The 23024-nt window shown below is 67.2% G+C and carries 20 protein-coding genes; 7 read left to right on the top strand and 13 right to left on the bottom strand.

The window, feature by feature from the left end; translation table 11 throughout:
• Positions 1 to 5: 5 nt before the first annotated feature.
• Positions 6 to 1751 carry a proline--tRNA ligase gene (locus ACSQ86_RS22610; protein WP_093105757.1) on the top strand — a complete coding sequence of 582 codons (1746 nt, stop codon included), beginning with the start codon at positions 6 to 8 and terminating at the stop codon, positions 1749 to 1751.
• A complete protein-coding gene (locus ACSQ86_RS22605; protein ID WP_436305150.1) occupies positions 1748 to 2392 on the top strand; it encodes a lytic transglycosylase domain-containing protein in 645 nt (214 codons plus the stop codon). The genes ACSQ86_RS22610 and ACSQ86_RS22605 overlap by 4 nt, the downstream gene beginning before the upstream one ends.
• On the opposite strand, the gene ACSQ86_RS22600 is transcribed toward ACSQ86_RS22605, so the two are convergent.
• From ACSQ86_RS22600 to hemA, 7 genes are all read right to left on the bottom strand, one after another.
• Positions 2384 to 3694, bottom strand: a complete 1311-nt coding sequence (locus ACSQ86_RS22600) for a hemolysin family protein (RefSeq protein ID WP_436293331.1) — start codon at positions 3692 to 3694, stop codon at positions 2384 to 2386. The genes ACSQ86_RS22605 and ACSQ86_RS22600 overlap by 9 nt on opposite strands.
• Positions 3695 to 3745: 51 nt before the next feature.
• A complete protein-coding gene (locus tag ACSQ86_RS22595) occupies positions 3746 to 4732 on the bottom strand; it encodes an AAA family ATPase (RefSeq protein WP_436305149.1) in 987 nt (328 codons plus the stop codon).
• A 112-nt stretch (positions 4733 to 4844) separates the two neighbouring features.
• Complete coding sequence (locus ACSQ86_RS22590) at positions 4845 to 5333, bottom strand: cupin domain-containing protein (RefSeq protein WP_436305148.1); 489 nt, start codon at positions 5331 to 5333, stop codon at positions 4845 to 4847.
• Between the two features lie 19 nt (positions 5334 to 5352).
• On the bottom strand, positions 5353 to 5679 hold the full coding sequence (gene grxD, locus ACSQ86_RS22585; protein WP_126837402.1) for a Grx4 family monothiol glutaredoxin: 327 nt from the start codon (positions 5677 to 5679) through the stop codon (positions 5353 to 5355).
• Between the two features lie 29 nt (positions 5680 to 5708).
• Entirely contained in the window at positions 5709 to 6560 is an 852-nt protein-coding gene (gene prmC / locus ACSQ86_RS22580; RefSeq protein ID WP_436306339.1) for a peptide chain release factor N(5)-glutamine methyltransferase, read from the bottom strand.
• Entirely contained in the window at positions 6560 to 7648 is a 1089-nt protein-coding gene (prfA, locus tag ACSQ86_RS22575; protein WP_436305147.1) for a peptide chain release factor 1, read from the bottom strand. The genes prmC and prfA overlap by 1 nt, the downstream gene beginning before the upstream one ends.
• A gap of 95 nt (positions 7649 to 7743) precedes the next feature.
• Complete coding sequence (hemA, locus tag ACSQ86_RS22570) at positions 7744 to 9015, bottom strand: glutamyl-tRNA reductase (protein ID WP_093105776.1); 1272 nt, start codon at positions 9013 to 9015, stop codon at positions 7744 to 7746.
• Between the two features lie 83 nt (positions 9016 to 9098).
• Here hemA and ACSQ86_RS22565 point away from each other — a divergent pair, with 83 nt between their 5' ends.
• Positions 9099 to 9386, top strand: a complete 288-nt coding sequence (locus ACSQ86_RS22565; RefSeq protein ID WP_436309619.1) for a hypothetical protein — start codon at positions 9099 to 9101, stop codon at positions 9384 to 9386.
• A gap of 13 nt (positions 9387 to 9399) precedes the next feature.
• Here ACSQ86_RS22565 and ACSQ86_RS22560 read toward each other — a convergent pair whose 3' ends face one another.
• From ACSQ86_RS22560 to ugpB, 6 genes are all read right to left on the bottom strand, one after another.
• Positions 9400 to 11802: a DUF3772 domain-containing protein gene (locus tag ACSQ86_RS22560; protein WP_436309618.1), complete on the bottom strand. Its 2403-nt coding sequence runs from the start codon at positions 11800 to 11802 to the stop codon at positions 9400 to 9402.
• A 43-nt stretch (positions 11803 to 11845) separates the two neighbouring features.
• The gene (gene ugpQ, locus ACSQ86_RS22555; protein ID WP_436305144.1) at positions 11846 to 12592 is read right to left on the bottom strand and encodes a glycerophosphodiester phosphodiesterase; all 747 of its coding nucleotides are present in this window, start codon (positions 12590 to 12592) and stop codon (positions 11846 to 11848) included.
• On the bottom strand, positions 12589 to 13596 hold the full coding sequence (gene ugpC / locus ACSQ86_RS22550) for a sn-glycerol-3-phosphate ABC transporter ATP-binding protein UgpC (protein WP_436305143.1): 1008 nt from the start codon (positions 13594 to 13596) through the stop codon (positions 12589 to 12591). The genes ugpQ and ugpC overlap by 4 nt, the downstream gene beginning before the upstream one ends.
• Positions 13597 to 13607: 11 nt before the next feature.
• Positions 13608 to 14459, bottom strand: coding sequence for a sn-glycerol-3-phosphate ABC transporter permease UgpE (ugpE, locus tag ACSQ86_RS22545; protein WP_436305142.1), 852 nt, complete (start codon positions 14457 to 14459; stop codon positions 13608 to 13610).
• Between the two features lies 1 nt (position 14460).
• A complete protein-coding gene (gene ugpA, locus ACSQ86_RS22540; protein WP_436309617.1) occupies positions 14461 to 15342 on the bottom strand; it encodes a sn-glycerol-3-phosphate ABC transporter permease UgpA in 882 nt (293 codons plus the stop codon).
• Between the two features lie 85 nt (positions 15343 to 15427).
• Entirely contained in the window at positions 15428 to 16738 is a 1311-nt protein-coding gene (gene ugpB, locus ACSQ86_RS22535) for a sn-glycerol-3-phosphate ABC transporter substrate-binding protein UgpB (protein WP_436305139.1), read from the bottom strand.
• Positions 16739 to 16931: 193 nt separating this feature from the next.
• On the opposite strand from ugpB, the gene serA reads away from it, so the two are divergent.
• From serA to ACSQ86_RS22515, 4 genes are all read left to right on the top strand, one after another.
• Positions 16932 to 18161 carry a phosphoglycerate dehydrogenase gene (serA, locus tag ACSQ86_RS22530; RefSeq protein ID WP_436309616.1) on the top strand — a complete coding sequence of 410 codons (1230 nt, stop codon included), beginning with the start codon at positions 16932 to 16934 and terminating at the stop codon, positions 18159 to 18161.
• Between the two features lie 85 nt (positions 18162 to 18246).
• Positions 18247 to 22125, top strand: coding sequence for a DUF3683 domain-containing protein (locus ACSQ86_RS22525; protein WP_436305136.1), 3879 nt, complete (start codon positions 18247 to 18249; stop codon positions 22123 to 22125).
• Positions 22122 to 22562, top strand: coding sequence for an HIT family protein (locus ACSQ86_RS22520; RefSeq protein WP_436309615.1), 441 nt, complete (start codon positions 22122 to 22124; stop codon positions 22560 to 22562). Before ACSQ86_RS22525 ends, ACSQ86_RS22520 begins: the two co-directional genes overlap by 4 nt.
• Positions 22562 to 22975, top strand: coding sequence for a gamma-butyrobetaine hydroxylase-like domain-containing protein (locus ACSQ86_RS22515; RefSeq protein WP_093105804.1), 414 nt, complete (start codon positions 22562 to 22564; stop codon positions 22973 to 22975). The genes ACSQ86_RS22520 and ACSQ86_RS22515 overlap by 1 nt, the downstream gene beginning before the upstream one ends.
• The last annotated feature ends 49 nt before the right edge of the window (positions 22976 to 23024 follow it).

The following is a 23024-nucleotide window of genomic DNA, read 5'->3' as shown; positions in this document are numbered from 1 at the left end:
GACCGATGAAAGCTTCCCGATTCTTTATCTCCACCCTCAAGGAAGCGCCGGCCGATGCCGAGGTCGCGAGCCACCGGCTCATGATGCGCGCCGGCATGATCAAGAAGCTCGGCACGGGCATCTACACCTACATGCCGATGGGCCTGCGCGTGATCCGCAAGGTCGAGGCGATCGTGCGCGAGGAGATGAACCGCGCCGGTGCCGTCGAGCTCGCAATGCCGGTGGTGCAGCCGGCAGAACTCTGGGAGGAGAGCGGCCGCTTCCAGGGCTACGGGCCCGAGCTGCTGCGTATCAAGGACCGCCATGAGCGCGGCTTCGTCGTGCAGCCGACCAGCGAAGAGGTCGTGACCGACATCGCGCGGCAGGAAATCCGCAGCTACAAGCAGCTGCCGAAGAACCTCTACCAGATCCAGACCAAGTTCCGCGACGAGCGCCGGCCGCGCTTCGGCCTGATGCGCGGGCGCGAGTTCGTCATGAAGGACGCCTACAGCTTCGACCGCGACCTCGAAGGCGCGAAGGCCAGCTACCAGGTGATGGCGGACGCCTACCGCAAGATCTTCGACCGCTTCGGCCTGCGCTACCGTGCCGTTGCGGCCGACAGCGGCGCGATCGGCGGCGACGTGAGCCAGGAGTTCCAGGTCATCGCGGCGACCGGGGAAGATGCGATCGTCTATTGCCCCGACAGCGACTACGCGGCCAACATGGAGAAGGCCGAGGCGCTCGCGCCCGCCGTGCCGCGCGGTCCGGCGACCGAGCCGCTCGCCAAGACGCCCACGCCGGGCAAGAGCACCTGCGAGGATGTGGCGCTGCTGCTGGGCGTACCGCTTTCGACCACGGTGAAGTCGCTGGTGCTCGCGACCGACATCGTCGATGCTGCCGGCAATCCCAAGGGTTCCCAGGTCTGGCTGCTGCTGGTGCGCGGCGATCACGACATGAACGAGATCAAGGTGAGCAAGGTGCCGGGGCTGGACAACGGCTTCCGCTTCGCGACGAATGCCGAGATCGAGGATCACTTCGGCTGCAAGCCCGGCTACCTCGGGCCGCTCGCGCTGAAGCAGCCGGTGAAGATCGTCGCCGACCGCGAAGTGGCGGTGATGGCCGACTGGATCACCGGCGCCAACGAAGTCGACTTTCACATGACCGGCGTCAATTGGGGCCGCGACCTGCCCGAGCCCGACGCGGTGGCCGACATCCGCAACGTGGTCGCCGGCGACGCCTCGCCCGACGGCAAGGGCGTGCTGGCGATCGAGCGCGGCATCGAGGTCGGCCACGTGTTCGTGCTCGGCACCAAGTACAGCAAGCCGATGAACGCCACCTTCCTCGACGAGGCCGGCAAGCCGCAGTTCCTCGAGATGGGCTGCTACGGCATCGGCATCACGCGGCTGCCCGCGGCGGCCATCGAGCAGAACAACGACGAGCGCGGGATCATCTGGCCCGATGCCATCGCCCCTTTCACCGTGGTGGTCTGCCCGATCGGCATGGACCGCAGCGCCGAGGTCAAGACGGCTGCCGAAGCGCTCTACGAGGAACTGCTCGCGGCCGGCGTCGACGTATTGCTCGACGACCGCGGCGAGCGCCCCGGCGCGATGTTTGCCGACTGGGAGCTGATCGGCGTGCCGCACCGCGTCGTCATTTCCGACCGCGGCCTGAAGGAAGGCCAGCTCGAATACCAGCATCGCCGCGACACGGCCGCGACCAAGGTGCCGGCGGCCGGCATCGCGGAGTTCATCAAAGGCAAGCTCGCGATATGAGCTTGTCGCGCCGCGCGTACCTGTGCGGCGCCGCCGCCGGAACCCTGTCGCTGGTGCTGCCGCAGCCGGCGCTGGCGGGCGCGCAGATCGAAGAGCCCTTGATCGATTCGGTGCGCACCGCGCTGAGCTCGGCCATTCACAACAAGGCGCCGCCGATCCCCGAGTTCAGCAACACCGAGGCGCGACTCGCCTACCTGCGCTGGCTCGGCGCCATGAGCGAACGCCTCAAGAAGAAGCTGGTCGACTGGCCGACGCGCAAGGAATTCCTCCAGACGGTCTGGTACGAATCGCGCCGCGCCGGCCTCGACGTCAGCCTGGTGCTGGGCCTGGTCCAGGTCGAGAGCAATTTTCGCAAGTACGCGGTTTCGAGCGCCGGTGCGCGCGGCTACATGCAGGTGATGCCCTTCTGGACGCGCGTGATCGGCGACAGCGACCCGGCCAAGCTGTTCCACATGCAGACCAACCTGCGCTTCGGATGCGTGATCCTGCGCCACTACCTCGACCGCGAGGCCGGCGACCTGTTCATGACGCTGGGCCGCTACAACGGCAGCCGGGGCAGGGCGCCGTACCCGAATGCGGTGTTCGCCAACCAGCGGCTCTGGGCCTTCGACGACCGGCGTTCGGACTCGGCTTCAGCCTGAGGCCGCCGCGCCTGCGCCGGCGCGGGTGACCATCACCTGGTCGATGCGGTGGCTGTCGACGTCCATCACCTCGAAGGTGTAACCGCTCCAGCTCACGCTGTCGGTACGCTTGGGCACGCGGCGCAGCATCACCATCAGGAAGCCGGCCAGCGTTTCGTACTCGTCGGCGTGCGGCAGCGCATCGATATCGAGCGCGCGCTGCACGTCCTGGATCGGCGTCACGCCGTCGATCAGCCAGGAGTTCTCGTCGCGCCTGACGATCTGCTGCTCTTCGTCCTGCGGCCCGACCAGGTCGCCCATCACCGTGCTCATCACATCGTTGAGCGTGATCACGCCGACCACCAGGCTGTATTCGTTGACGATGATCGCGAAGTCCTCGTGCGCCTGCTGGAACTGCTCGAGCACCTCGGTGAGCGAGAGCCGGTCGGGGATGACCAGCGCCTTGTGCAGCGGCAGCCCCTGGTCGAAGGAGAGCGGCTGGCCACTCAGTACGCGCTGAAACATGTCTTTCGCGTCGACGTAGCCCAGCACGTGGTCGATGTCGCCCTCGCACACCGGATAGGCCGAAAAGGGCTCCGCCACGATGCGTGCGCGCAGCACCGCCTCGGAATCGTCTTTCAGGAACCAGGCGATGCGGTCGCGCGAGGTCATCACGCTGCTGACCAGCCGCGTGTCGAGCTCGAACACGTTGGCGATCACCTGCTGCTCGCGCACCGCGAGCACGCCGGCGCGCGCACCGGCCTCGGTCATGGCGAGGATGTCGGCCGAGGTGATCTTGTCGTCGCGCTGCATCGGCATGCGCAGCAGCTTGAAGAGCAGGTCGGTGCAGTGCGTGAACAGCCAGACCAGCGGCTTGAAGGTGGTGATGAGCACCTGCATCGGCCCGACCATGCGCACCGCGAGCCGCTCCGGATCGTTCATGCCCAGCCGCTTGGGAAACAGGTCGGCGAACACCAGGAATACCGCGATGATCGTGATGAAGGAGGCCAGGAAGGCCATGGTCTGCGCGGCCTCGGATCCGAGCCACAGCTCGAACAGCCGTGCGTAGTAGGGACTCAGCGAACCTTCGCCGACCACGCCGCCGAGGATCGCGACCGCATTGAGTCCGATCTGCACCACCGTGAAGTAGGGGCCGGGCTGCTCCTGCATGCGCATCACGCGGTCGGCACGTGCGTCGCCCTCGTCGGCCATCTGGCGCAGGCGCAGGCGGCGCGAGGCGGCCAGCGCGATCTCGGCCAGGGAAAAGAAAGCGCTCGTCGCAATCAGGGCGACGATGACAAGCAGGCTTTGGGTCAGGGTCACAGAATCATGGATCGGTCGACGAGGACCGCCATGGTGCCATGACCGCAGGACTTACTGGACGAAGCCGATCCGGCTGCGCCCGGCGCTCGCACGCGGCAGGTCGTCGATGCGCACCTCGTCGCGGCCGGCCAGCCGGGCGTTGCCGAAGCCGGTCATCAGCGCGCGGCGCATCTCGCGCGGCGCGAGCGTCGCCAGGTGGTCGAGCACGTCGCCGGAAGGCTCTTCGGCCAGGAGCCGGCCCCAGTCGTGCTCCTTGCGGATCGAGGCATAGAGCTGGCGCGCGATCTGCCGCGCCGCCTCGGGTGAGGGCGCATCGACCTCGAACACGTTCATGCGGTTGAGGATGGGCTCGGGGATGCCGCGCAAGTCGTTCGCCGTCGTGATCCAGATCACCTGGCTGGCATCGATCGGCACTTCGGCGAACTCGTCGACGAAGGCATGGGCGGTGTCGTGCTCGAGCAGGCTGTAGAGCGCGCCCAGCGGGTCGTACTGGGCGTCGGCGCCGGCCTTGTCGATCTCGTCGATCACCATCACCGGGTTGGCGTACTGCCCGTCGACCAGCGTCTCGAACACCTTGCCCGGCTTGGAACCCTTCCATTGGGACGATGCGCCGGAGAGCAGCCAGCCGGCGGTCATCGAGTTCATCGGCACCAGCGACATGCCGGTGCCTAGCAGTTCGGCCAGCTTCTTCGCGAAGTGGGTCTTGCCGATGCCGGGCGGGCCGAGCAGCAGCATCGGCGTGACTTCGAGCCCGTCGCGGCTGTCCTGGGCCAGCGCGACATGGCGGCGCACGTCGTCGAGCACTTCGGTGAAGTTGGGCAACTGGGCGTAGAGCGCAGCCATCTCGGGGACGCCGCTGGGCTTGACCTGGAAGCGTTCGGGGCCGCGTTCGAGCATGCGCTCGTAGGTGGTCCGCAGGTGTTCGTGGTCGCGCTCGGGGAGCTTGGCGAGTTTGCGCTCGACGTCGTGCGTGCGGAAGACGCTGCGCAGGTGGGCCACCGGCAGCTGGAAGGACGCGGGAACCAGATCGCGAGACATGCGGGAATCCATGGGACACCTCCGACTTCGAACACTCGGGTACAGCATAAGCCGTGCCCGATGTCCGTGCGTGTCTACGTTTTCTCGCTTTTGGGGTTTTGTGGCCGGGACTTCAGACGCCACCGTGCGGGTGTGTCGGGTCGACCCACAGCACCGACTCGGGCTTCTCGACCGGTTCGATGTCGAGATTGACCGCCACCGCCTCGCCATCGCTGCGGCAGAGCACGCATTCGAGCGCCTCGGTCGTGCTGGCGTTGATTTCCTGATGCGGCACGTAGGGCGGCACGTAGATGAAATCGCCCGGCCCGGCCTCGGCCGTGAATTCGAGGTGCTCGCCCCAGCGCATGCGCGCGCGCCCGCGCACGACGTAGATCACGGATTCGAGGTGCCCGTGGTGGTGGGCGCCGGTCTTCGCATTGGCATGGATGGTCACCGTGCCGGCCCAGAGCTTCTGGGCGCCGACGCGCGCGAAGTTGATCGCTGCGGCCCGGTTCATGCCGGGCGTCTGGGCCGTATTGGTATCGAGCTGGTTGCCTGGAATCACGCGTACGCCGTCGTGCTTCCAGGCGGGATCGCCGTGATCGGCGTGATCGTGGCTCATGGACCGGTCGAGAAAGAGCTCAGGCCGGGCTGCCGTTGAGCATCTGCTGCAGTTCGCCCGACTCGTACATCTCCATCAGGATGTCCGAGCCGCCGACGAATTCACCCTTCACGTACAGCTGCGGAATCGTCGGCCAGTTGCTGTATTCCTTGATGCCCTGGCGAATGGCGTCGTCCTCGAGCACGTTGACGGTCTTGAGCGTGCGCGTGTCGACGCCCACGGCCTTGAGAATCTGGATCGCGCGGCCGGAGAAGCCGCACATGGGAAAACTGGCGTTGCCCTTCATGAAGAGCACAAGATCGTTGGTCTTGACGAGATCGTCGATACGTTGCTGGGCGTCGGTCATGGGGGACTCCAAAAAGTAAGCTGGGCGGATTATTTCACCGTGCGCCAGATCCCGCCGGAGCAGCGCGCGATGCCGGCGAGGTCGTCGCGGCTTTGAACTTCGGCGAAACCGCGGACTGCCAGCAGTTCCCGGACCGGGGCGGGCTGGTCGTAGCCGTGCTCGAGCAGCAGCCAGCCGCCGTCGCGCAGGTGCTCGGGCGCCGCCTGGACGATGCGGCGGATGTCGGCTAGACCGTCCGGCCCCGAAACCAGGGCGCCCTGCGGTTCGTGGCGCAGGGCGGCCAGATGGGCATCATCGGCCGCGACGTAGGGCGGGTTCGAAACCACCAGGTCGTAGCTGGTGCCGGCGCCGTCCAGCCAGTCGGCTTCGACGAAGCGGACGGCCAAGTCGAGCCGCTGCGCGTTGGCGCGGGCAACGGCCAGGGCATCCGCGCTGGCGTCGACCGCCGTGACCTGCGCATCGGGGCGGGCGTGCCGGATGGCCAGCGCGATCGCGCCGCTGCCCGTGCCGAGGTCGATCACCGACGGCGCTGCGCGGCCTTCCAGGCATTGCAGTGCCCAGTCGACCAGGGTTTCGGTGTCCGGCCGCGGCACCAGGACGCGCGCGTCGACCTGCAGGCCGAGCCCGTGGAACTCCTTCTCGCCGACCAGGTAGGCGACCGGTTCGCCGGCCACGCGGCGGGCACAGAGTTCGGCGAAGCGCAGCCAGGCGCTTTCCGGCAGCGCATCCGTGTCGTGCGCCAGCAGCCAGGCACGGTCGTCCAAGGGCCGGCCCAGCACATGCAGCAGCAGCAGCTGGGCATCGAGCCGCTCCACGCCCAGCGCCGCGGCCGCGGCGAGCATCTCTGCCGCGGTGGAGGGCGAATTCGGGACCGGCGGCATCACGCGGGCAGGCTCGCTTCCAGCTCCGCCAGCTGTTCGGCCTCGCGCGCCGACTGCAGCGCTGCCAGCACGTCGCCCAGGTCGCCTTCCATGATCGCCTGCAGCTTGTAGAGCGTGAGGTTGATGCGGTGGTCGGTGAGCCGGCCCTGCGGGAAGTTGTAGGTGCGGATGCGGTCGGAGCGGTCGCCGCTGCCGATCAGGCCCTTGCGCAGCGCGGCGTCCTTGGCCGCGCGCTCGCTGCGGTCTTTTTCCTGGATGCGGGCCGACAGCACCTGCAGCGCCTTGGCCTTGTTGCGATGCTGGCTGCGGTCGTCCTGGCACTCGGCGACGATGCCGGTGGGGATGTGCGTGATGCGCACCGCTGAATCGGTCTTGTTGATGTGCTGGCCGCCGGCGCCGCTGGCGCGGTAGGTGTCGATGCGCAGGTCGGCGGGGTTGATCTGCACGGCCTGCGTTTCGTCGGGCTCGGCCAGCACGGCGACCGTGCAGGCGCTGGTGTGGATGCGGCCCTGGGTCTCGGTCGCGGGCACGCGCTGCACGCGATGACCGCCGGACTCGAAGCGCAGCTTGCCGAAGACCTCGTCGCCCGCGATGCGCACCACCACCTCCTTGTAGCCGCCGAGCTCGCTCTCGCTTTCGCTCACGATCTCGCAGCGCCAGCCGGTGCGCTCGGCGTAGCGTGTGTACATGCGCAGCAGGTCGCCGGCGAACAGCGCCGACTCGTCGCCGCCGGTGCCGGCGCGGATTTCGAGGAAGGCGTTGCGCGCGTCGTCAGGGTCCTTGGGAAGCAGCAGGCGCTGGAGTTCGTCCTCGAGCTGCCGCAGCTCGGCTTCGGCGCTCGCGATCTCCTCCTGCGCCATCTCGGCCATGTCGGGATCGTCCTGCATCTCGCGCGCGCCAGCCAGGTCCGACTCGCGCTGCAGGTAGCGCGCGTAGCGGCCCGCGATCTGCGTCACCTCGGCGTGCTCGCGCGAGATGGTCCGGTACTGTGCCATGTCGGACATGATGTCTTCGCGCGAGAGCAGGAAGTCGAGTTCGCCGAGGCGTTGCGCGTAGCGCTCGAGTTGGTGGCGGAGAAAGGGTTTCAAGGGAGGCGGGCGGAAAGCGGGAAGAACAGGCCGCGCGATGCGCACGGCGACGGGGCGTGGGTTGCGGCGTGCGCAACCGGGCACGGCCGGCGTCGCTAACGCTCTTTGCGCAGGAACAGCCGCGAAATGGCCTGCGCCGTGTGCTCGCGGGCGCTGGCGTCGCCGGCATGCAGCTCGGCCATCGCGCCGTGCAGCATCTTTTGCGTGAGGCCGCGCGACAGCGCCTCCAGCACGGCCTCGACCGGCTCGCCCTTGGCCAGCAGCTTGCGCGCGCGGGCCAGTTCCATGGCGCGCCATTCGTCCGTCTGGGCATTGAGCTGCTGGATCAGCGGCACGGTGCCGCGCTGATCCAGCCAGTGCATGAAGCTGCGCACGCCGGCGTCGATGATGACTTCGGCCTCCGCCACCGCGGCCTGGCGGCTGGCGTGGCCTTGCTGCACGACCTGCGCCAGGTCGTCGACCGTGTAGAGATAGATGTCTTCGAGCGCCTTGACCTCGGGCTCGATGTCGCGCGGCACCGCGAGGTCGACCATGAACATCGGGCGGTGCTTGCGCAGCTTCAGCGCGCGTTCGACCGCGCCGAGCCCGATCAGCGGCAAGGTGCTCGCGGTGCAGCTCACGACGATGTCGAATTCGGCCAGGCGCGCGGGCAGATCGGCCAGCCGCATGGCTTCGCCGCCGAAGCGCGAGGCCAGCTTTTCGCCGCGCTCCAGCGTGCGGTTGGCGATGACGATGGATTTCGGCTCCTTGGCCGCGAAATGCGTCACCGCCAAGTCGATCATTTCGCCGGCGCCCACGAACAGCACGCGCGTCTGCTTCAGATCCTCGAACAGCTGCGCGGCCAGCCGGACGGCCGCGGCCGCCATGCTGATCGAATGGGCACCGATCTCGGTGGCGGTGCGCACTTCCTTGGCGACGGCGAAGGAGCGCTGGAACAGCTGGTTCAACGTGCTGCCCAGCGAGCCGGCCGTCTCGGCGGCGCGCACGGCGTCCTTCATCTGGCCGAGGATCTGGGCCTCGCCCAGCACCATCGAATCGAGGCCGGCAGCGACGCGGAAGGCGTGGCGGGCAGCCTGGTCGTCGTGCAGCGTGTAGGCATGCGAGCGCAGCAGGGCCGGGGCGACGCCGCCGCTCTCGGCCAGCCATTCGACCGTGTGGTCGAGCGCCGGGTGCTCGGCCGCGCAGTAGATCTCGGTGCGGTTGCAGGTCGAGATGATGGCGGCCTCCACGTCGGGATGCCGGTGGGAGCCGAAGGAATGCCGCAGGCTCTGCAGCGTGGGGGCTATCTGGTCGATCGCGAACGCGAACCGACCGCGCAGGTCGAGCGGCGCGGTCGTGTGGTTCAAGCCGAGAGCCCAGACTGTCATAACGGCTGATTATAAAATCCGCCGCCGCCATGGGCCGCCGCATTTGCGGATGGCCCTCAAAACCCGCGGCGCCTTTGCCTTCCATGCCCGCGCTCGATTTCCTGATTCACCTGCTCAACTTCGCGGCGCCGGCCTTCTTCGTCGCGCTCCTGCTCGCGTTGCTGTTTCGGCTTGCCATGCACAAGCGCAGCGCCGCGACCGGGCTGTGGACGCAGCTTGCCGTCAACTTCGCTGCCGGTCTGGCCGTGCTGATCGCCGGCCTGATCTTCTTCGGCCGTGACGGGCAGATCGCGACCTATGCCGCGCTGGTGGCGGTCTGCGGCACCGTCCAGTGGTGGCTCCTGCGCGGCTGGCGCGGCTGGCGCGGCTGAACCGGCCTTTGGCTCAAACCGGCAAGGGCGGCGTCGGCGCGGGCGGCGCCGGCGGCTCTGTCGGCGACATCACCATGGTGGGCACCGCCAGCGGCAGCCCGGCCTCCTTGAGCAGGTCGAGAATGGCGAAGAGCAGGTCGCTGCGTACCCCGCCGGCGAGGCGCGGGCTCTGCACGTAGGCGATCGCCTGGAAGATCAGCATGCCGTTCTCGATGCCTTCGAGCGTGACCGTGGGCGCGGGCGAGAGCAGCACGCCGGCATGATCGGCGCAGGCCGCCAGCATCAGCTCGCGCGTGCGCTGGGCGTCGGTGTTGAGCGGCATCGGCAGGCGGATCAGCACGCGGCCCTCGGCGTTGGCCAGCGTCATGTTGCGCACGGTCTTGGTGATGAACTCCGAGTTCGGCACGATCAGCGTGGAGCGGTCGCCCAGCTGGATTTCGGTGGCGCGCACGTTGATGCGCCGCACATCTCCTTCGGCATTGCCCAGCACCACCCAGTCGCCGACCTTGACCGGGCGCTCGGCCAGCAGAATCAACCCGGAGATGAAATTCTGGACGATCGCCTGCAGCCCGAAGCCGATGCCGACCGACAGCGCGCTCGCCACCCAGGCGATGCGTTCGATGCCGATGCCCAGCGCCGACAGCGCGAAGGCGACCACCAGGATGCCGCCCACATAGCCGAGCAGCGTCGTGATCGAGCTCTGCATGCCGGGCTCGAGCGCGGTCTGCGGCAGGTAGTGGGCCTCCAGCCACTTCTTGATCACGCGCAGCGCGACGAAGCCGACCGCCAGCACCGCGACCGCGCTGAAGATCGCGCCCGGGACGAGCTCGAACTCGCCGATCTTCACGCCGGTGCCGAACTTGCCGCTGCGCTGGAACACCTCGCCCGGGCTGGTGCCCAGCGGCGTGGCCAGCGCGATCACCATGTAGAAGAACAATGCGACGCGGCTGAGGCCCGAGAGCACCACGGCCGCCTGGTCCAGCGTGCGCGGCGCGAAGCCGAAGCTCTTCTGCAGCTTCTGGCCGAAGTCGCTGCGCGAAGACACCAGCGCCATGAACAGGTCGTCGGCGAGCTTGAACAGCACGTAGAAGGCCGATGCGACGATGCCGGTCCAGGTGAGCTGGCTGGCGAGGAAACTCGCCATCGCGACGTAGCCGACCGCCACCAGGATCCAGATCACGATCACCGCCAGCGCCACGGCGCTCAGCAGGAAGCTGATCCACATCGGTCGTTCGGGCTCGGCGGGCGGCGGCTGGGCCGCCTCCGTCGTGGGGGCGGCCGCGGGCGCAGCCTGCGGCTCGCGCAGGCGCCAGAGCATCGTGCCGATCAGCGCGGTCAGTGCCAGCGCGGTGACCACGTGCGTCGCGACCACCGCCGCGAAGCTGGCGTCCACCACCGCATTGATCTGGGTCGGTGCCCAGACCAGCACGGCGATCAGCGCGGTGAGCCAGGGGAAGGGCGCCAGGCGCCGGGCCATCTCGTCGGGGATCGGCGGCAGCCGCCAGGAGGGCCGGCCGTTGGACAGCAGCGCGCGGCCCAGGCCGACCACGAAGGCGATGAAGATGATGGACTGCACCACCGCCTGGGCCAGCTTGCGGATCTGTGGTCCCCATATGCCGTGGCGGTCGAGCGTGGCGAACACGCCCTGCGCCGCCAGCGCCACCAGCAGCACGTTGACGGCCACGATCGCGAGCACCAGCAGCGAGCGGCGCAGCCGCCCGGCCGGCAGCACGCGCGCCGCCAGTTGCGCCAGCCCGCGCTCGGCGGCCCAGTTGCCCAGCAGCACGAGCAGCAGCGCCACGGTCATGCTCGCCAGCGCTGCCGTTCGGTGCGCCGGCTCCAGCGCGGTGTCGAAGCTGGCTCGGAGCTCGTCGCCGAGCGTGGCCAGGCGTTCCACGTCGGCAGGCCAGGCGTCGCTGATGTCGAACCAGAACTGGCGGCCGAGCGGCGAGGGCGCGCGCTCGGTGAGCTGAGCCTCGAACAGCGCGCGGCGCTTGGCCAGTAGCTCGCTGCCGCGCTGCTGCGCATCGACCGTGACCAGGCGCGCCAGGCGGATGTCGGCGTCGAGCGCGTTGCGATCCTTCAGCAGCGCCGCGCGCTGGCGCGTGATGTCGGGATCTTCGGCCGCGGCGCCTTCGGCCGGCGGGTTGCCCAGCTCGCCCAGGCGCGCGTTGAGGTCGTTGAGCTGCCCGGTGCGCGAGGCGATGAACTTGTCGGCCTGGACACCGATGGCGTTGATGCGGGCGATGAGCTCGCGCACCTCGGCGTTGCTCTCGACGGAGTCGGGAATGCGGTCGAGCTGGGCCCGCAGATCGGCCACCGTGGCTTCCGGCGGGGCGGCGGTGCTCTGTGCAAAGGCGCCGCCGCAGAGGACGGCGGCCAGCAGCAGGGCCGCGAGGCGGTGCATCCAACTCATGGCTTCATCATAGAAGGGCTTCGCATCCGCCCCGCGCACGGACTCAGGCCGCAGGACTGAATCGATCGACGCGGTCGGTGATGATGCCGTCGGTGCCGAGCCCGATCAGCCGCTTCGCCAACCACTCGTCGTTGACGGTATAGCTCAGCGCGCGCAAGCCGGCGGCATGCACCAGCGCCACGGTGGCAGCGTCCCACAGCGCATAGTTGCAGACGATCGCCGCGCAATCGAGTCGGCGCGCGGTGTCGAGCCAGCCCTCCCGCAGCGTGTCGAGCAGCAAGCCGCGCGGCAGTTCGGGCTGGGCCGACCGCGCACCCTCCAGGGATTCGGGCGCGAAGGAGGTCAGGAGGGGCGGCGCGACGGCCGAGCCGGCCCACAGCCGAGCGGCGAGCTGCGCGACGCGTCCGCCGGTGTTCAGTTCGACGCCCGGCGTCGGCTTGATCTCGATGTTGAGCGCGTAGCCGTTGGCGAGGCAGAAGCGGATCAGGGCTTCGAGGCTGGCAAGCGGCTCGCCGGCGTAGCGGCGCGAATGCCAGGCGCCGGCGTCGAGCTGAGTCAGCTCCGACCACGCACGCTCACCGGCGACGCCATGACCGTTGCTGGTGCGTTGCAGCGTGCTGTCGTGCAACAGAAAAGGGACGCCGTCGGCGCTGAGCTTCGCATCGCACTCGAACATGCGGTAGCCGTACTCGGCACCGAGGCGGAAGGCGGCGAGCGTGTTCTCGGGGGCCAGCTTGCCGGCGCCGCGGTGGGCGATCCAGCGGGGATAGGGCCAATCCTGCATGCTCATTCGGTGCGCTTGCCGGAACCGGAGTCGAACCAGTGGAGTTTGTCCTGGCGCGCGGCGATTTTCACGGTGTCGCCGGTGGTCGGCGGGGTGTTGCCCTCGTCGACGCGCATGATCAACTGCTCGTCGCCGATGCGGCCGTAGATCAGCCGCTCGGCGCCCAGCAGTTCGACATGCTCGACCTGCACCGACCAGCCCTCCGCATCGAGGACCAGGTGCTCGGGCCGAATGCCGAGGATGGTGCCCGGCCGCACGCCCGGTGCGTGCTTCAGCAGATTCATCGGCGGCGAACCGATGAAGCTCGCGACGAAGGTGGTGGCCGGGCGCGAATAGACCTCTTCGGGCGTGGCGAACTGGTCCATCACGCCGGCGTTCATCACGATGATGCGTTGCGCGAGCGTCATGGCCTCGACCTGGTCGTGGGTGACGAACAGCGAGGTGATGCCGAGCTCGCGGTGCAGCTTCTGGATCTCGATGCGGGTCTGCGCGCGCAGCTTGGCGTCGAGGTTGGACAGCGGCTCGTCGAACAGGAACACCTGCGGCTGCCGCACGATCGCGCGGCCCATGGCCACGCGCTGGCGCTGACCGCCGGAGAGTTCGCGCGGCTTGCGCGCGAGCAGGTGGCCGAGCTCGAGGATCTTGGCCGCCTTGTCGACTCGCGTCTTGATCTCGGGAACCGGCACCTTGGCGATCTTCAGGCCGTAGGCCATGTTGTCGAACACCGACATGTGCGGGTAGAGCGCGTAGTTCTGGAACACCATCGCGATGTCGCGCTCGGCCGGCTCGAGGTTGTTCACCACGCGATTGCCGATGGAGATTTCGCCGGCGCTGATCTCCTCGAGGCCCGCGACCATGCGCAGCAGCGTGGATTTGCCGCAGCCCGAGGGCCCGACGATGACGATGAATTCGTGGTCACCGATCTCGGCACTAACGCCGTGGATGACCTGGTTCGACTTCGGCCCGTGGCCGTAGCGCTTGATGACGTTGCGAATGGATAGAGCTGCCATGTCTTGTTTCTTTATTTCTCGGTGTCCACGAGGCCCTTGACGAACCACTTCTGCATCAGCACCACGACGATGGCCGGCGGCAGCATGGCGAGGATGGCCGTGGCCATCACGACATTCCATTCGTTGGCGGCATCGCCGCCGGCGATCATCCGCTTGATGCCGATCACCACCGGGTACATGTCCTCGCTGGTGGTCGCGAGCAGCGGCCAGAGGTACTGGTTCCATCCGTAGATGAACTGGATCACGAACAGCGCCGCGATCGAGGTCTTCGACAGCGGCACCAGCACGTCCTTGAAGAAGCGCATGGGCCCGGCGCCGTCCATGCGCGCAGCTTCGATCAGTTCATCGGGCACCGTCAGGAAGAACTGGCGAAACAGGAAGGTGGCGGTTGCCGAGGCGATCAGCGGCACCGTGAGGCCAGCGTAGCTGTTGAGCATGCCGAGGTCCGACACCACCTGGTAGGTCGGGCCGATCCGCACTTCCACGGGCAGCATCAGCGTGACGAAGATCGCCCAGAAGCACAGGCCCTTCAAGGGAAAACGGAAGTACACGACCGCGAAGGCCGAGAGCAGCGAGATTGCGATCTTGCCGAAGGTGATAACCAGCGCCGAGACCAGGCTCACCCACATCATGCGGGCCACCGGCGCAGTGGAGCCGGCGCCGGCATCGCGGCCGAACAAGGCGGCCTTGTAGGTTTCCCACAGGTGCGAGCCGGGAAGGAGCGGCATCGGTGCCTGCACGATCTCCTGCGCGGTGTGGCTGGAAGCCACGAATGCGAGGTAGAGCGGAAAGGCGACGATCAGGACGCCGAAGATCATCACGGCGTGCGCCAGGATGCCGAGGGTCGGGCTTCTTTCAACCATGTCAGTAGTTCACTTTTTTCTCTACATAGCGGAACTGAATCACCGTCAACGCGATGACGATCACCATCAGCACCACGGACTGCGCGGCCGAGCCGCCCAGGTCCATGGCCTTGAAGCCGTCGTAGTACACCTTGTAGACCAGGATCGCCGTGTCCTTGCCCGGCCCGCCCTGGGTCGCCGCATCGACGATCGCGAAGGTGTCGAAGAAGGCGTAGACCACGTTGATCACGAGCAGGAAGAAGGTGGTGGGCGAGAGCAGTGGGAACTGCACCGTCCAGAAGCGGCGCCAGGGCCGCGCCCCGTCGATCGCGGCCGCCTCGATCAGCGACTTCGGGATCGACTGCAGGCCGGCCAGGAAGAACAGGAAGTTGTAGGAGATCTGCTTCCAGACTGAGGCCATCACGATCAGTGTCATCGCGTGCGTCGAATTGAGCAGGTGGTTCCAGTCGATGCCGATCTTGCCGAGCGCATAGGACACCACGCCCAGCGCCGGCGAGAACATGAAGACCCACAGCACGGCAGCCACCGCCGGCGCCACGGCGTAAGGAAGGATCAAGAGGGTCTTGTAGAGCATCGCGCCGCGCACGATGCGGTCCGCGAAGACGGCCAAGAGCAACGAGAGGCTGATGCCGATCACCGCCACCAGCACAGAGAAGAGGGCAGTGGTCTTGAAGGACTCCACATAGCTCGGGTCGTCGAACAGCTGCCTGAAGTTCTGCAGGCCGACCCACTCGGTCGAACTGCCGAAGGCATCCTGCACCTGCATCGATTGCATCAGCGCCTGGCTGGCCGGCCAGAAGAAGAACACGGCGATGACGACCAGCTGCGGCGCGAGCAGCGCCCACGGCAGCCAGCCCGATCGAAAGACGACGCGTTTTTCCATGAGCGATACCTGATAAAAGTTCCGCCCCGGCTGCACGGCAGGCGGGGCGGTGGATGTTAGCCGCTCAGACGCGACAACAAGCGCGTCAGCTCTTGTTTGCCTTCTGGAACCGCTCCAGCAGTTCGTCCCCCCGCTTCACGATCGAATCGAGCGCTTCCTTCGGCGCCTTCTTGCCGGACCAGACCTGTTCGAGCTCCTCGTCCTCGATGGCACGGATCTGCACGTAGTTGCCCAGGCGGATGCCGCGGCTCTTGTCGGTCACCTTGCGGATCATCTGGGTCACGGCCACGTCGGTTCCGGGGTTCTGCTTGTAGAAGCCCGACTTCTCGGTGAGCTGGTAGGCCGCGGTGGTCACCGGCAGATAGCCGGTGCGCTTGTGGCTGGCGGACTGGACTTCAGGCGTCGAAACGAACTTGAAGAACTCGGCCACGCCCTTGTACTCGGCCGGCTTCTTGCCCGACATCACCCAGAGGCTGGCGCCGCCGATCACCGTGTTCTGCGGCGCGCCCTGTACGTCAGGGTAGTAGGGCAGCGGTGCCAGACCGTAGCTGAACTTGGCGTTCTTGGCCACGTTGCCGTAGAAGCCCGAGGAGGTGTTGATCATCGCGCACTCGCCGGAGACGAAGCTCGCTTCGGGCACGTTACCGCGGCCCTTGTAGATGAACAGGCCCTGCTTGGACATGTTCGAGAGGTTCTCGATGTGGCGCACGTGCAGCGGCGAGTTGATCTTCATGCGCGCGTCCAGGCCCGACAGGCCGTTGTTCTTGGTCGCGAACTCGACGTTGTGCCAGGCGGAGAAGCTCTCGAGCTGGGTCCAGCCCTGCCAGGCGGTCGTGAACGGACACTTGTGGCCGGCCGCCTTCAGCTTGGCGGCGGCGGCGACCACCTCGGGCCAGGTGCTCGGCGCCTTCTCGGTGTCGAGGCCGGCGGCCTTGAAGGCGTCCTTGTTGAAGTAGAAGATGGTGGTCGAGCTGTTGAAGGGGAAGCTCAGCATCTGGCCGTTCGGCGCCGTGTAGTAGCCGGCCACGGCGGAGATGTAGGCGCTCGGGTCGAACTTGGCGCCCGCGTCCTTCATGACCTGGGCCACCGGGATGATCGCGCCCTTGCTGGCCATCATGGTGGCGGTGCCCACTTCGAACACCTGCAGGATGTGGGGCGCATTGCCGGCGCGGAAGGCCGCGATCGACGCCGTCATCGATTCGTCGTAGGTGCCCTTGTAGGTGGGTACCACCTTGTATTCCTTCTGGCTCTCGTTGAACTGCTTGGCCAGGTCGTTGACCCATTCGCCGTTGACGGCGGTCATGGAATGCCACCACTGGATCTCGGTCTGTGCCATCGCCGGTGTGAAGAGCGTTGCGGCAAGGGCCGAGGCCAAGGCGAGCGTATTGAATCGCATGAAGACTCCTGAGGGGAAAGAAAAGCGCGGATGCTAGGCGGCGCGTATGACACGGCTGCGTCACATTTGTCGCACGGCGAGGGGGCTCGTCCAACCGGGGAAACCCTTTTGGCGCATGGCCGCACACCCCGCTTGCTGCGCCGCACCATGCTAGCATCGCCCTCCGATTTTTCAGCCCGTCGCCGGGGCTTCCATGAGCAAGACCTCCCTCGACAAAAGCAAGATCAAGTTCCTTCTGCTCGAAGGCATCCACCCCTCGGCGGTCGAGGTGCTGCGGGCCGCGGGCTACACGAGCATCGAGACGCTCGCCGGCGCGCTGCCGGAGGCGGAGCTCAAGGCCCGCGTCGCCGACGTGCACTTCCTGGGCATCCGCTCGCGCACGCAGCTGACGGCCGACGTGTTTGCCGCTGCGCAGAAGCTGGTCGCAGTCGGCGCCTTCTGCATCGGCACCAACCAGGTCGATCTGGATGCGGCGCGCGAGCACGGCGTGGCGGTCTTCAACGCGCCTTACTCCAACACGCGCTCGGTGGCCGAGCTGGTACTGGCCGAGGCCATCCTGCTCTTGCGCGGCGTGCCCGAGAAGAGTGCGGTGGCGCATCGCGGCGGCTGGCTCAAGTCGGCCGAGAACGCCTTCGAGATCCGCGGCAAGACGCTGGGCATCGTGGGCTACGGCTCCATCGGCGCGCAGCTGTCGGTGCTGGCCGAGGCGCTCGGCATGCAGGTGGCTTTCTTCGACGTCGTCACCAAGCTGCCGCTGGGCAACGCGCGCCAGGTGCGCGAGCTGCACGATCTGCTGGCGCAAAGCGACATCGTGAGCCTGCACGTTCCGGAGACCCAGGCCACGCAGTGGATGATCGGCGCGGCCGAACTCGCGGCCATGAAGCCGGGCGCGATCCTGATCAACGCCTCGCGCGGCACCGTGGTCGAGATCGATGCGCTGGCCGAATCGCTCAAGCAAAAGAAGCTGCTGGGCGCCGCGATCGACGTGTTCCCGGTCGAGCCGCGCAGCAACAAGGACGAATTCCAGTCGCCGCTGCGCGGGCTGGACAACGTGATCCTCACGCCGCACATCGGCGGCTCGACGATGGAGGCGCAGGCCAACATCGGCGTCGAAGTGGCCGAGAAACTGGTGAAGTACAGCGACAACGGCACCTCGACCTCCTCGGTCAACTTCCCCGAGGTGGCGCTGCCGGCGCACCCGGGCAAGCACCGGCTGCTGCACATCCACCGCAACGTGCCGGGCGTGCTGTCCGACATCAACCGCGTGTTCGCCGAGAACAACATCAACATCGCCTCGCAGTTCCTGCAGACCAACGAGAAGGTGGGCTACGTGGTGACCGACATCGATGCCGCGTACTCCGATCTCGCGCTCGAAAAGCTGGCGAAGGTGCCCGGCACCATTCGCAGCCGGGTCCTCTTCTAGACTCCCGGGCAAGGTGCGCGGGGCTGACTTAAAATTCATGCCCCTGGTTCATGGGCGCGCAGCGCCCGACCGAGGCCACTCCCCGATGAATGCTCCGACCGCGTTGACGGCGTTGTTGTCGCAGGCCGAAGAGCCCGCGCGATTGCGTGAGATCCCTTACAACTACACGAGTTTTTCCGATCGTGAGATCGTGATCCGCCTCCTGGGCGAGCGCGGCTGGGAACTGCTGCAGACGCTCCGGGCCGAGCGCCGCACCGGTCGTTCGGCGCGCATGCTCTACGAGGTGCTGGGCGACATCTGGGTGGTGCAGCGCAATCCCTACCTGGTCGACGATCTGCTGGACAACCCGCGCCGGCGCGGCCAGCTGGTCGATGCGCTCAACCACCGCCTGTCCGAGGTGCAGAAGCGCCGCACGCCGGACGCGGCCGCGCAGCGCGACGCGCTGGTCGGCGAGCTGACCGCGCTGGTGGCCCAGGCGGTGCAGGCCTTCGACACCATGTTCCGCGATGTGGCGGCGCTCCGGCGCAAGGCCACGCGGGCGCTGGGCCGGCTCACGGCCAAGGACAACATCAAGTTCGACGGCCTCTCGCGCGTGTCGCACGTGACGGATGCGACCGACTGGCGGGTCGAATACCCCTTCGTCGTGCTCACGCCCGACACCGAGGTCGAGATGGCCGGGCTGGTCAAGGGCTGCATCGAGCTGGGGCTCACCATCATTCCGCGCGGCGGCGGCACCGGCTACACCGGCGGCGCGATCCCGCTGACCTGGAACAGCGCCGTCATCAACACCGAGAAGCTCGAGGCGATGACCGAGGTCGAAATGGTCTCGCTGCCCGGGCTGGATGCGCCGGTGCCCACCGTCTGGACCGAAGCCGGCGTGGTCACCCAGCGCGTGGCCGATGCGGCCGAGCGCGCGGGCTTCGTGTTCGCGGTCGACCCCACCTCGGCCGAAGCCTCCTGCGTCGGCGGCAACGTCGCGATGAACGCGGGCGGCAAGAAGGCGGTGCTCTGGGGCACCGCGCTCGACAACCTGGCCTCCTGGCGCATGGTGACGCCCGAGGCCGAGTGGCTCGAAGTCACGCGCATCGGCCACAACCTCGGCAAGATCCACGACGCCGACAGCGCGGTCTTCGATCTGCAGTACTTCGCGGCCGACGGGAAGACCAAGCTGCGCAACGAGCGGCTCGAGATCGTCGGCAAGACCTTCCGCAAGGAAGGCCTCGGCAAGGACGTGACCGACAAGTTCCTCTCGGGTCTGCCCGGCATCCAGAAGGAGGGTTGCGACGGCCTCATCACCAGCGCGCGCTGGGTGGTGCATCGCATGCCGGCGCACACGCGCACTGTCTGCCTGGAGTTCTTCGGCAATGCCAAGGACGCGGTGCCCAGCATCGTCGAGATCAAGGATTTCATGTTCGCGGAGCAGAAGCGCTCCGGGGTGCTGCTGGCCGGTCTCGAACATCTGGACGACCGCTACCTGAAGGCAGTGGGCTACGCGACCAAGTCCAAGAAGCACGGTGGCCTGCCGAAGATGGTGCTGTTCGGCGACATCGCCGGCGACGATGCCGATGCGGTCGCGCGCGTGACCTCCGAGGTGGTGCGCATCGCCAACTCGCGCAGCGGCGAAGGCTTCATCGCGATCAGCCCCGAGGCGCGCAAGAAGTTCTGGCTCGACCGCAAGCGCACGGCCGCCATCAGCAAACACACCAACGCCTTCAAGATCAACGAGGACGTGGTGATCCCGCTGCCGCGCATGGCCGAGTACACCGACGGCATCGAGCGCATCAACATCGAGCTCTCGCTTCAGAACAAGCTTGCGCTCGCCGACGAGCTCGAAGCCTTCTTCGTGCGCGGCAATCTGCCGCTGGGCAGAAGCGACGATGCCAGCGAGATTGCGTCGGCCGAGCTGCTGGAAGACCGCGCCGCCCAGGCCGCGGCGCTGGTGCGCGAGGTGCGGGCGATGTGGCAGGGCTGGCTCGATGACATCGAAGCGCTGTTCCCGCAGCTGCAGGACCACTCGCTGCGCGCGAGCTGGAAGACGCAGATCCGTGCGCCGCTTGCGGCCATCTTCAGCGGCGCCGAGTTCGCGCCGATCCTGGCCGAGTGCAATGCCATCCACCAGCGCGTGCTCAAGGGCCGCGTCTGGATCGCGCTGCACATGCACGCGGGCGACGGCAACGTGCACACCAACATCCCGGTCAACAGCGACAACTACGAGATGCTGCAGACCGCGCATGCCGCGGTGGCACGCATCATGGTGCTGGCACGCAGCCTCGACGGCGTGATCTCGGGCGAGCACGGCATCGGCATCACCAAGCTCGAATTCCTTTCCGACGCGGAGCTGCAGCCCTTCACCGACTACAAGAAGCGGGTCGACCCGGAAGGGCGCTTCAACAAGGGCAAGCTGCTGCGTCCCGTGCTCGGCGATGGCGGCCCGCTGCATGCCGACTTGACCAACGCCTACACGCCCAGCTTCGGCCTCATGGGCCACGAATCGCTGATCATGCAGCAGAGCGACATCGGCGCCATTGCCGACAGCGTGAAGGACTGCCTGCGCTGCGGCAAGTGCAAGCCGGTGTGCGCGACGCACGTGCCGCGCGCCAACCTGCTCTACTCGCCGCGCAACAAGATCCTCGCGACCTCGCTCCTGGTGGAGGCTTTCCTCTACGAGGAGCAGACCCGGCGCGGCGTCAGCATTAAGCACTGGGAAGAGTTTGAGGACGTGGCCGACCACTGCACGGTGTGCCACAAGTGCCTGACGCCTTGCCCGGTCGACATCGACTTCGGCGACGTGTCGATGAACATGCGCAACCTGCTGCGCAAGATGGGCCAGAAGTCCTTCCGGCCCGGCAATGCGGCGGCGATGTTCTTCCTCAACGCCACCAATCCGCAGACCATCAAGATGATGCGCACCGGCATGGTCGATATCGGCTTCAAGGCCCAACGCCTGGCCAACGACCTGCTGCGGGGCCTGGCGAAGAAGCAGACCGCGGCCCCGCCGGCCACGCTGGGCCCGGCGCCGGTCAAGGAGCAGGTGATCCACTTCATCAACAAGAAGATGCCGGGCGGGCTGCCCAAGCAGACCGCGCGCGCGCTGCTGGACATCGAGGATGCCGACTACGTGCCGATCATCCGCAACCCGAAGGCGACCACCTCCGAGACCGAGGCCGTGTTCTATTTCCCGGGCTGCGGCTCGGAGCGTCTCTTTTCGCAGGTGGGCCTGGCCACGCAGGCGATGCTGTGGCATGCGGGCGTGCAGACCGTGCTGCCGCCCGGCTATCTGTGCTGCGGCTACCCGCAGCGCGGCAGCGGCCAGTACGACAAGGCGGAGAAGATGATCACCGACAACCGCGTGCTGTTCCACCGCGTGGCCAACACGCTGAACTACCTCGACATCAAGACGGTGGTGGTGAGCTGCGGCACCTGCTACGACCAGCTGCAGGGCTATCAGTTCGACAAGATCTTCCCGGGCTGCAGGATCATCGACATCCACGAGTACCTGCTCGAGAAGGGCATCACGCTAGGTGACGCCGCTGGTGGCGGCTACCTGTACCACGACCCCTGCCACAGCCCGATGAAGCTGCAGGATCCGATGAAGACCGTCAAGGCGCTGGTCGGCGACAACGTGCTCAAGAACGACCGCTGCTGCGGCGAGTCCGGCACGCTGGGCGTGACGCGCCCGGACATCTCGACGCAGATCCGCTTCCGCAAGGAAGAGGAGCTGAAGAAGGGCGAGGCCGCGCTGCGCGACAGCGGCATGGTGGGGCCCAAGGCCAACGTCAAGATCCTCACCAGCTGCCCGAGCTGCCTGCAGGGCCTGAGCCGCTACGGCAACGACCTGAACAACGGCCTGCTCGAAGCCGACTACATCGTGGTCGAGATGGCGAACAAGATCCTCGGCGACGACTGGATGCCCGAGTACGTGGCCGCGGCCAATCAGGGCGGCATCGAACGCGTGCTGGTATGACGCGCGCGGCTGGCTGCCCTTTGTGCGACGAGCCTGGCGGACGTCTGGTCTTCGAGGCTGCGAAGTTTCGCGTCATCCATGCGGCGGAAACGGGCTTTCCCGCGTTCTATCGCGTCGTCTGGAAAGACCACGTGGCCGAGTGGTCCGATCTGGGGCCGGAAGACCGCGCGTTGTGCATGGATGCGGTGGTCGCCGTGGAGCAAAGCCTGCGCAACGCCCTGGCGCCGGCCAAGATCAACCTCGCGGCGCTGGGCAACATGGTTCCCCACCTGCACTGGCACGTGATCGCGCGCTTCGATTGGGACCCGCGTTTCCCGGGGTCGGTCTGGGCCGAAGTGCAGCGCGAGCGCGATCCGGAACGCGAGGCCGGGATCGAGGTCAAACTGCCATCGCTGGAACGCGAGATGATCCAGCGTCTGGCGACTAGGAGTTTCTGATGGCAGGTTTGCAAGCCGGCGCGCCGACGCCGCAATCGATCACCGTGCACAACCAGTCGCGCGTGCTCGAAGTGGGCTTTTCCGACGGTGCCACCTTCCGCATCCCCTTCGAGCTGATGCGCATCTATTCGCCCTCGGCGGAGGTGCAGGGACACGGGCCGGGCCAGGAAGTGCTGCAGACCGGCAAGCGCAACGTCGGTCTGCTGGACCTGCAGCCGGTCGGCAACTACGCGGTTCAACCGAGCTTCTCCGACGGCCACGATACCGGCATCTTCTCGTGGGACCTGCTGTACGAACTCGGCGCCAAGCAGGACGAACTCTGGGCCGAGTACGAGCGGCGCCTGGCCGCTGCGGGCGTCGACCGCGATGCGCCGATGGCCGAGAAGGGCGGCCACGCCTGTGGCAGCCACTGAGCGCCGCGTTCTTTGGCCCAAAGCAACGAATGACCGCCGTCCCTGCGGG

Origin of the sequence: Variovorax sp. LjRoot130, assembly GCF_964253755.1 — a bacterium.
Classification (GTDB): Bacteria; Pseudomonadota; Gammaproteobacteria; order Burkholderiales; family Burkholderiaceae_C; genus Variovorax.
This window is presented reverse-complemented; position numbering and strand designations above follow the sequence as displayed.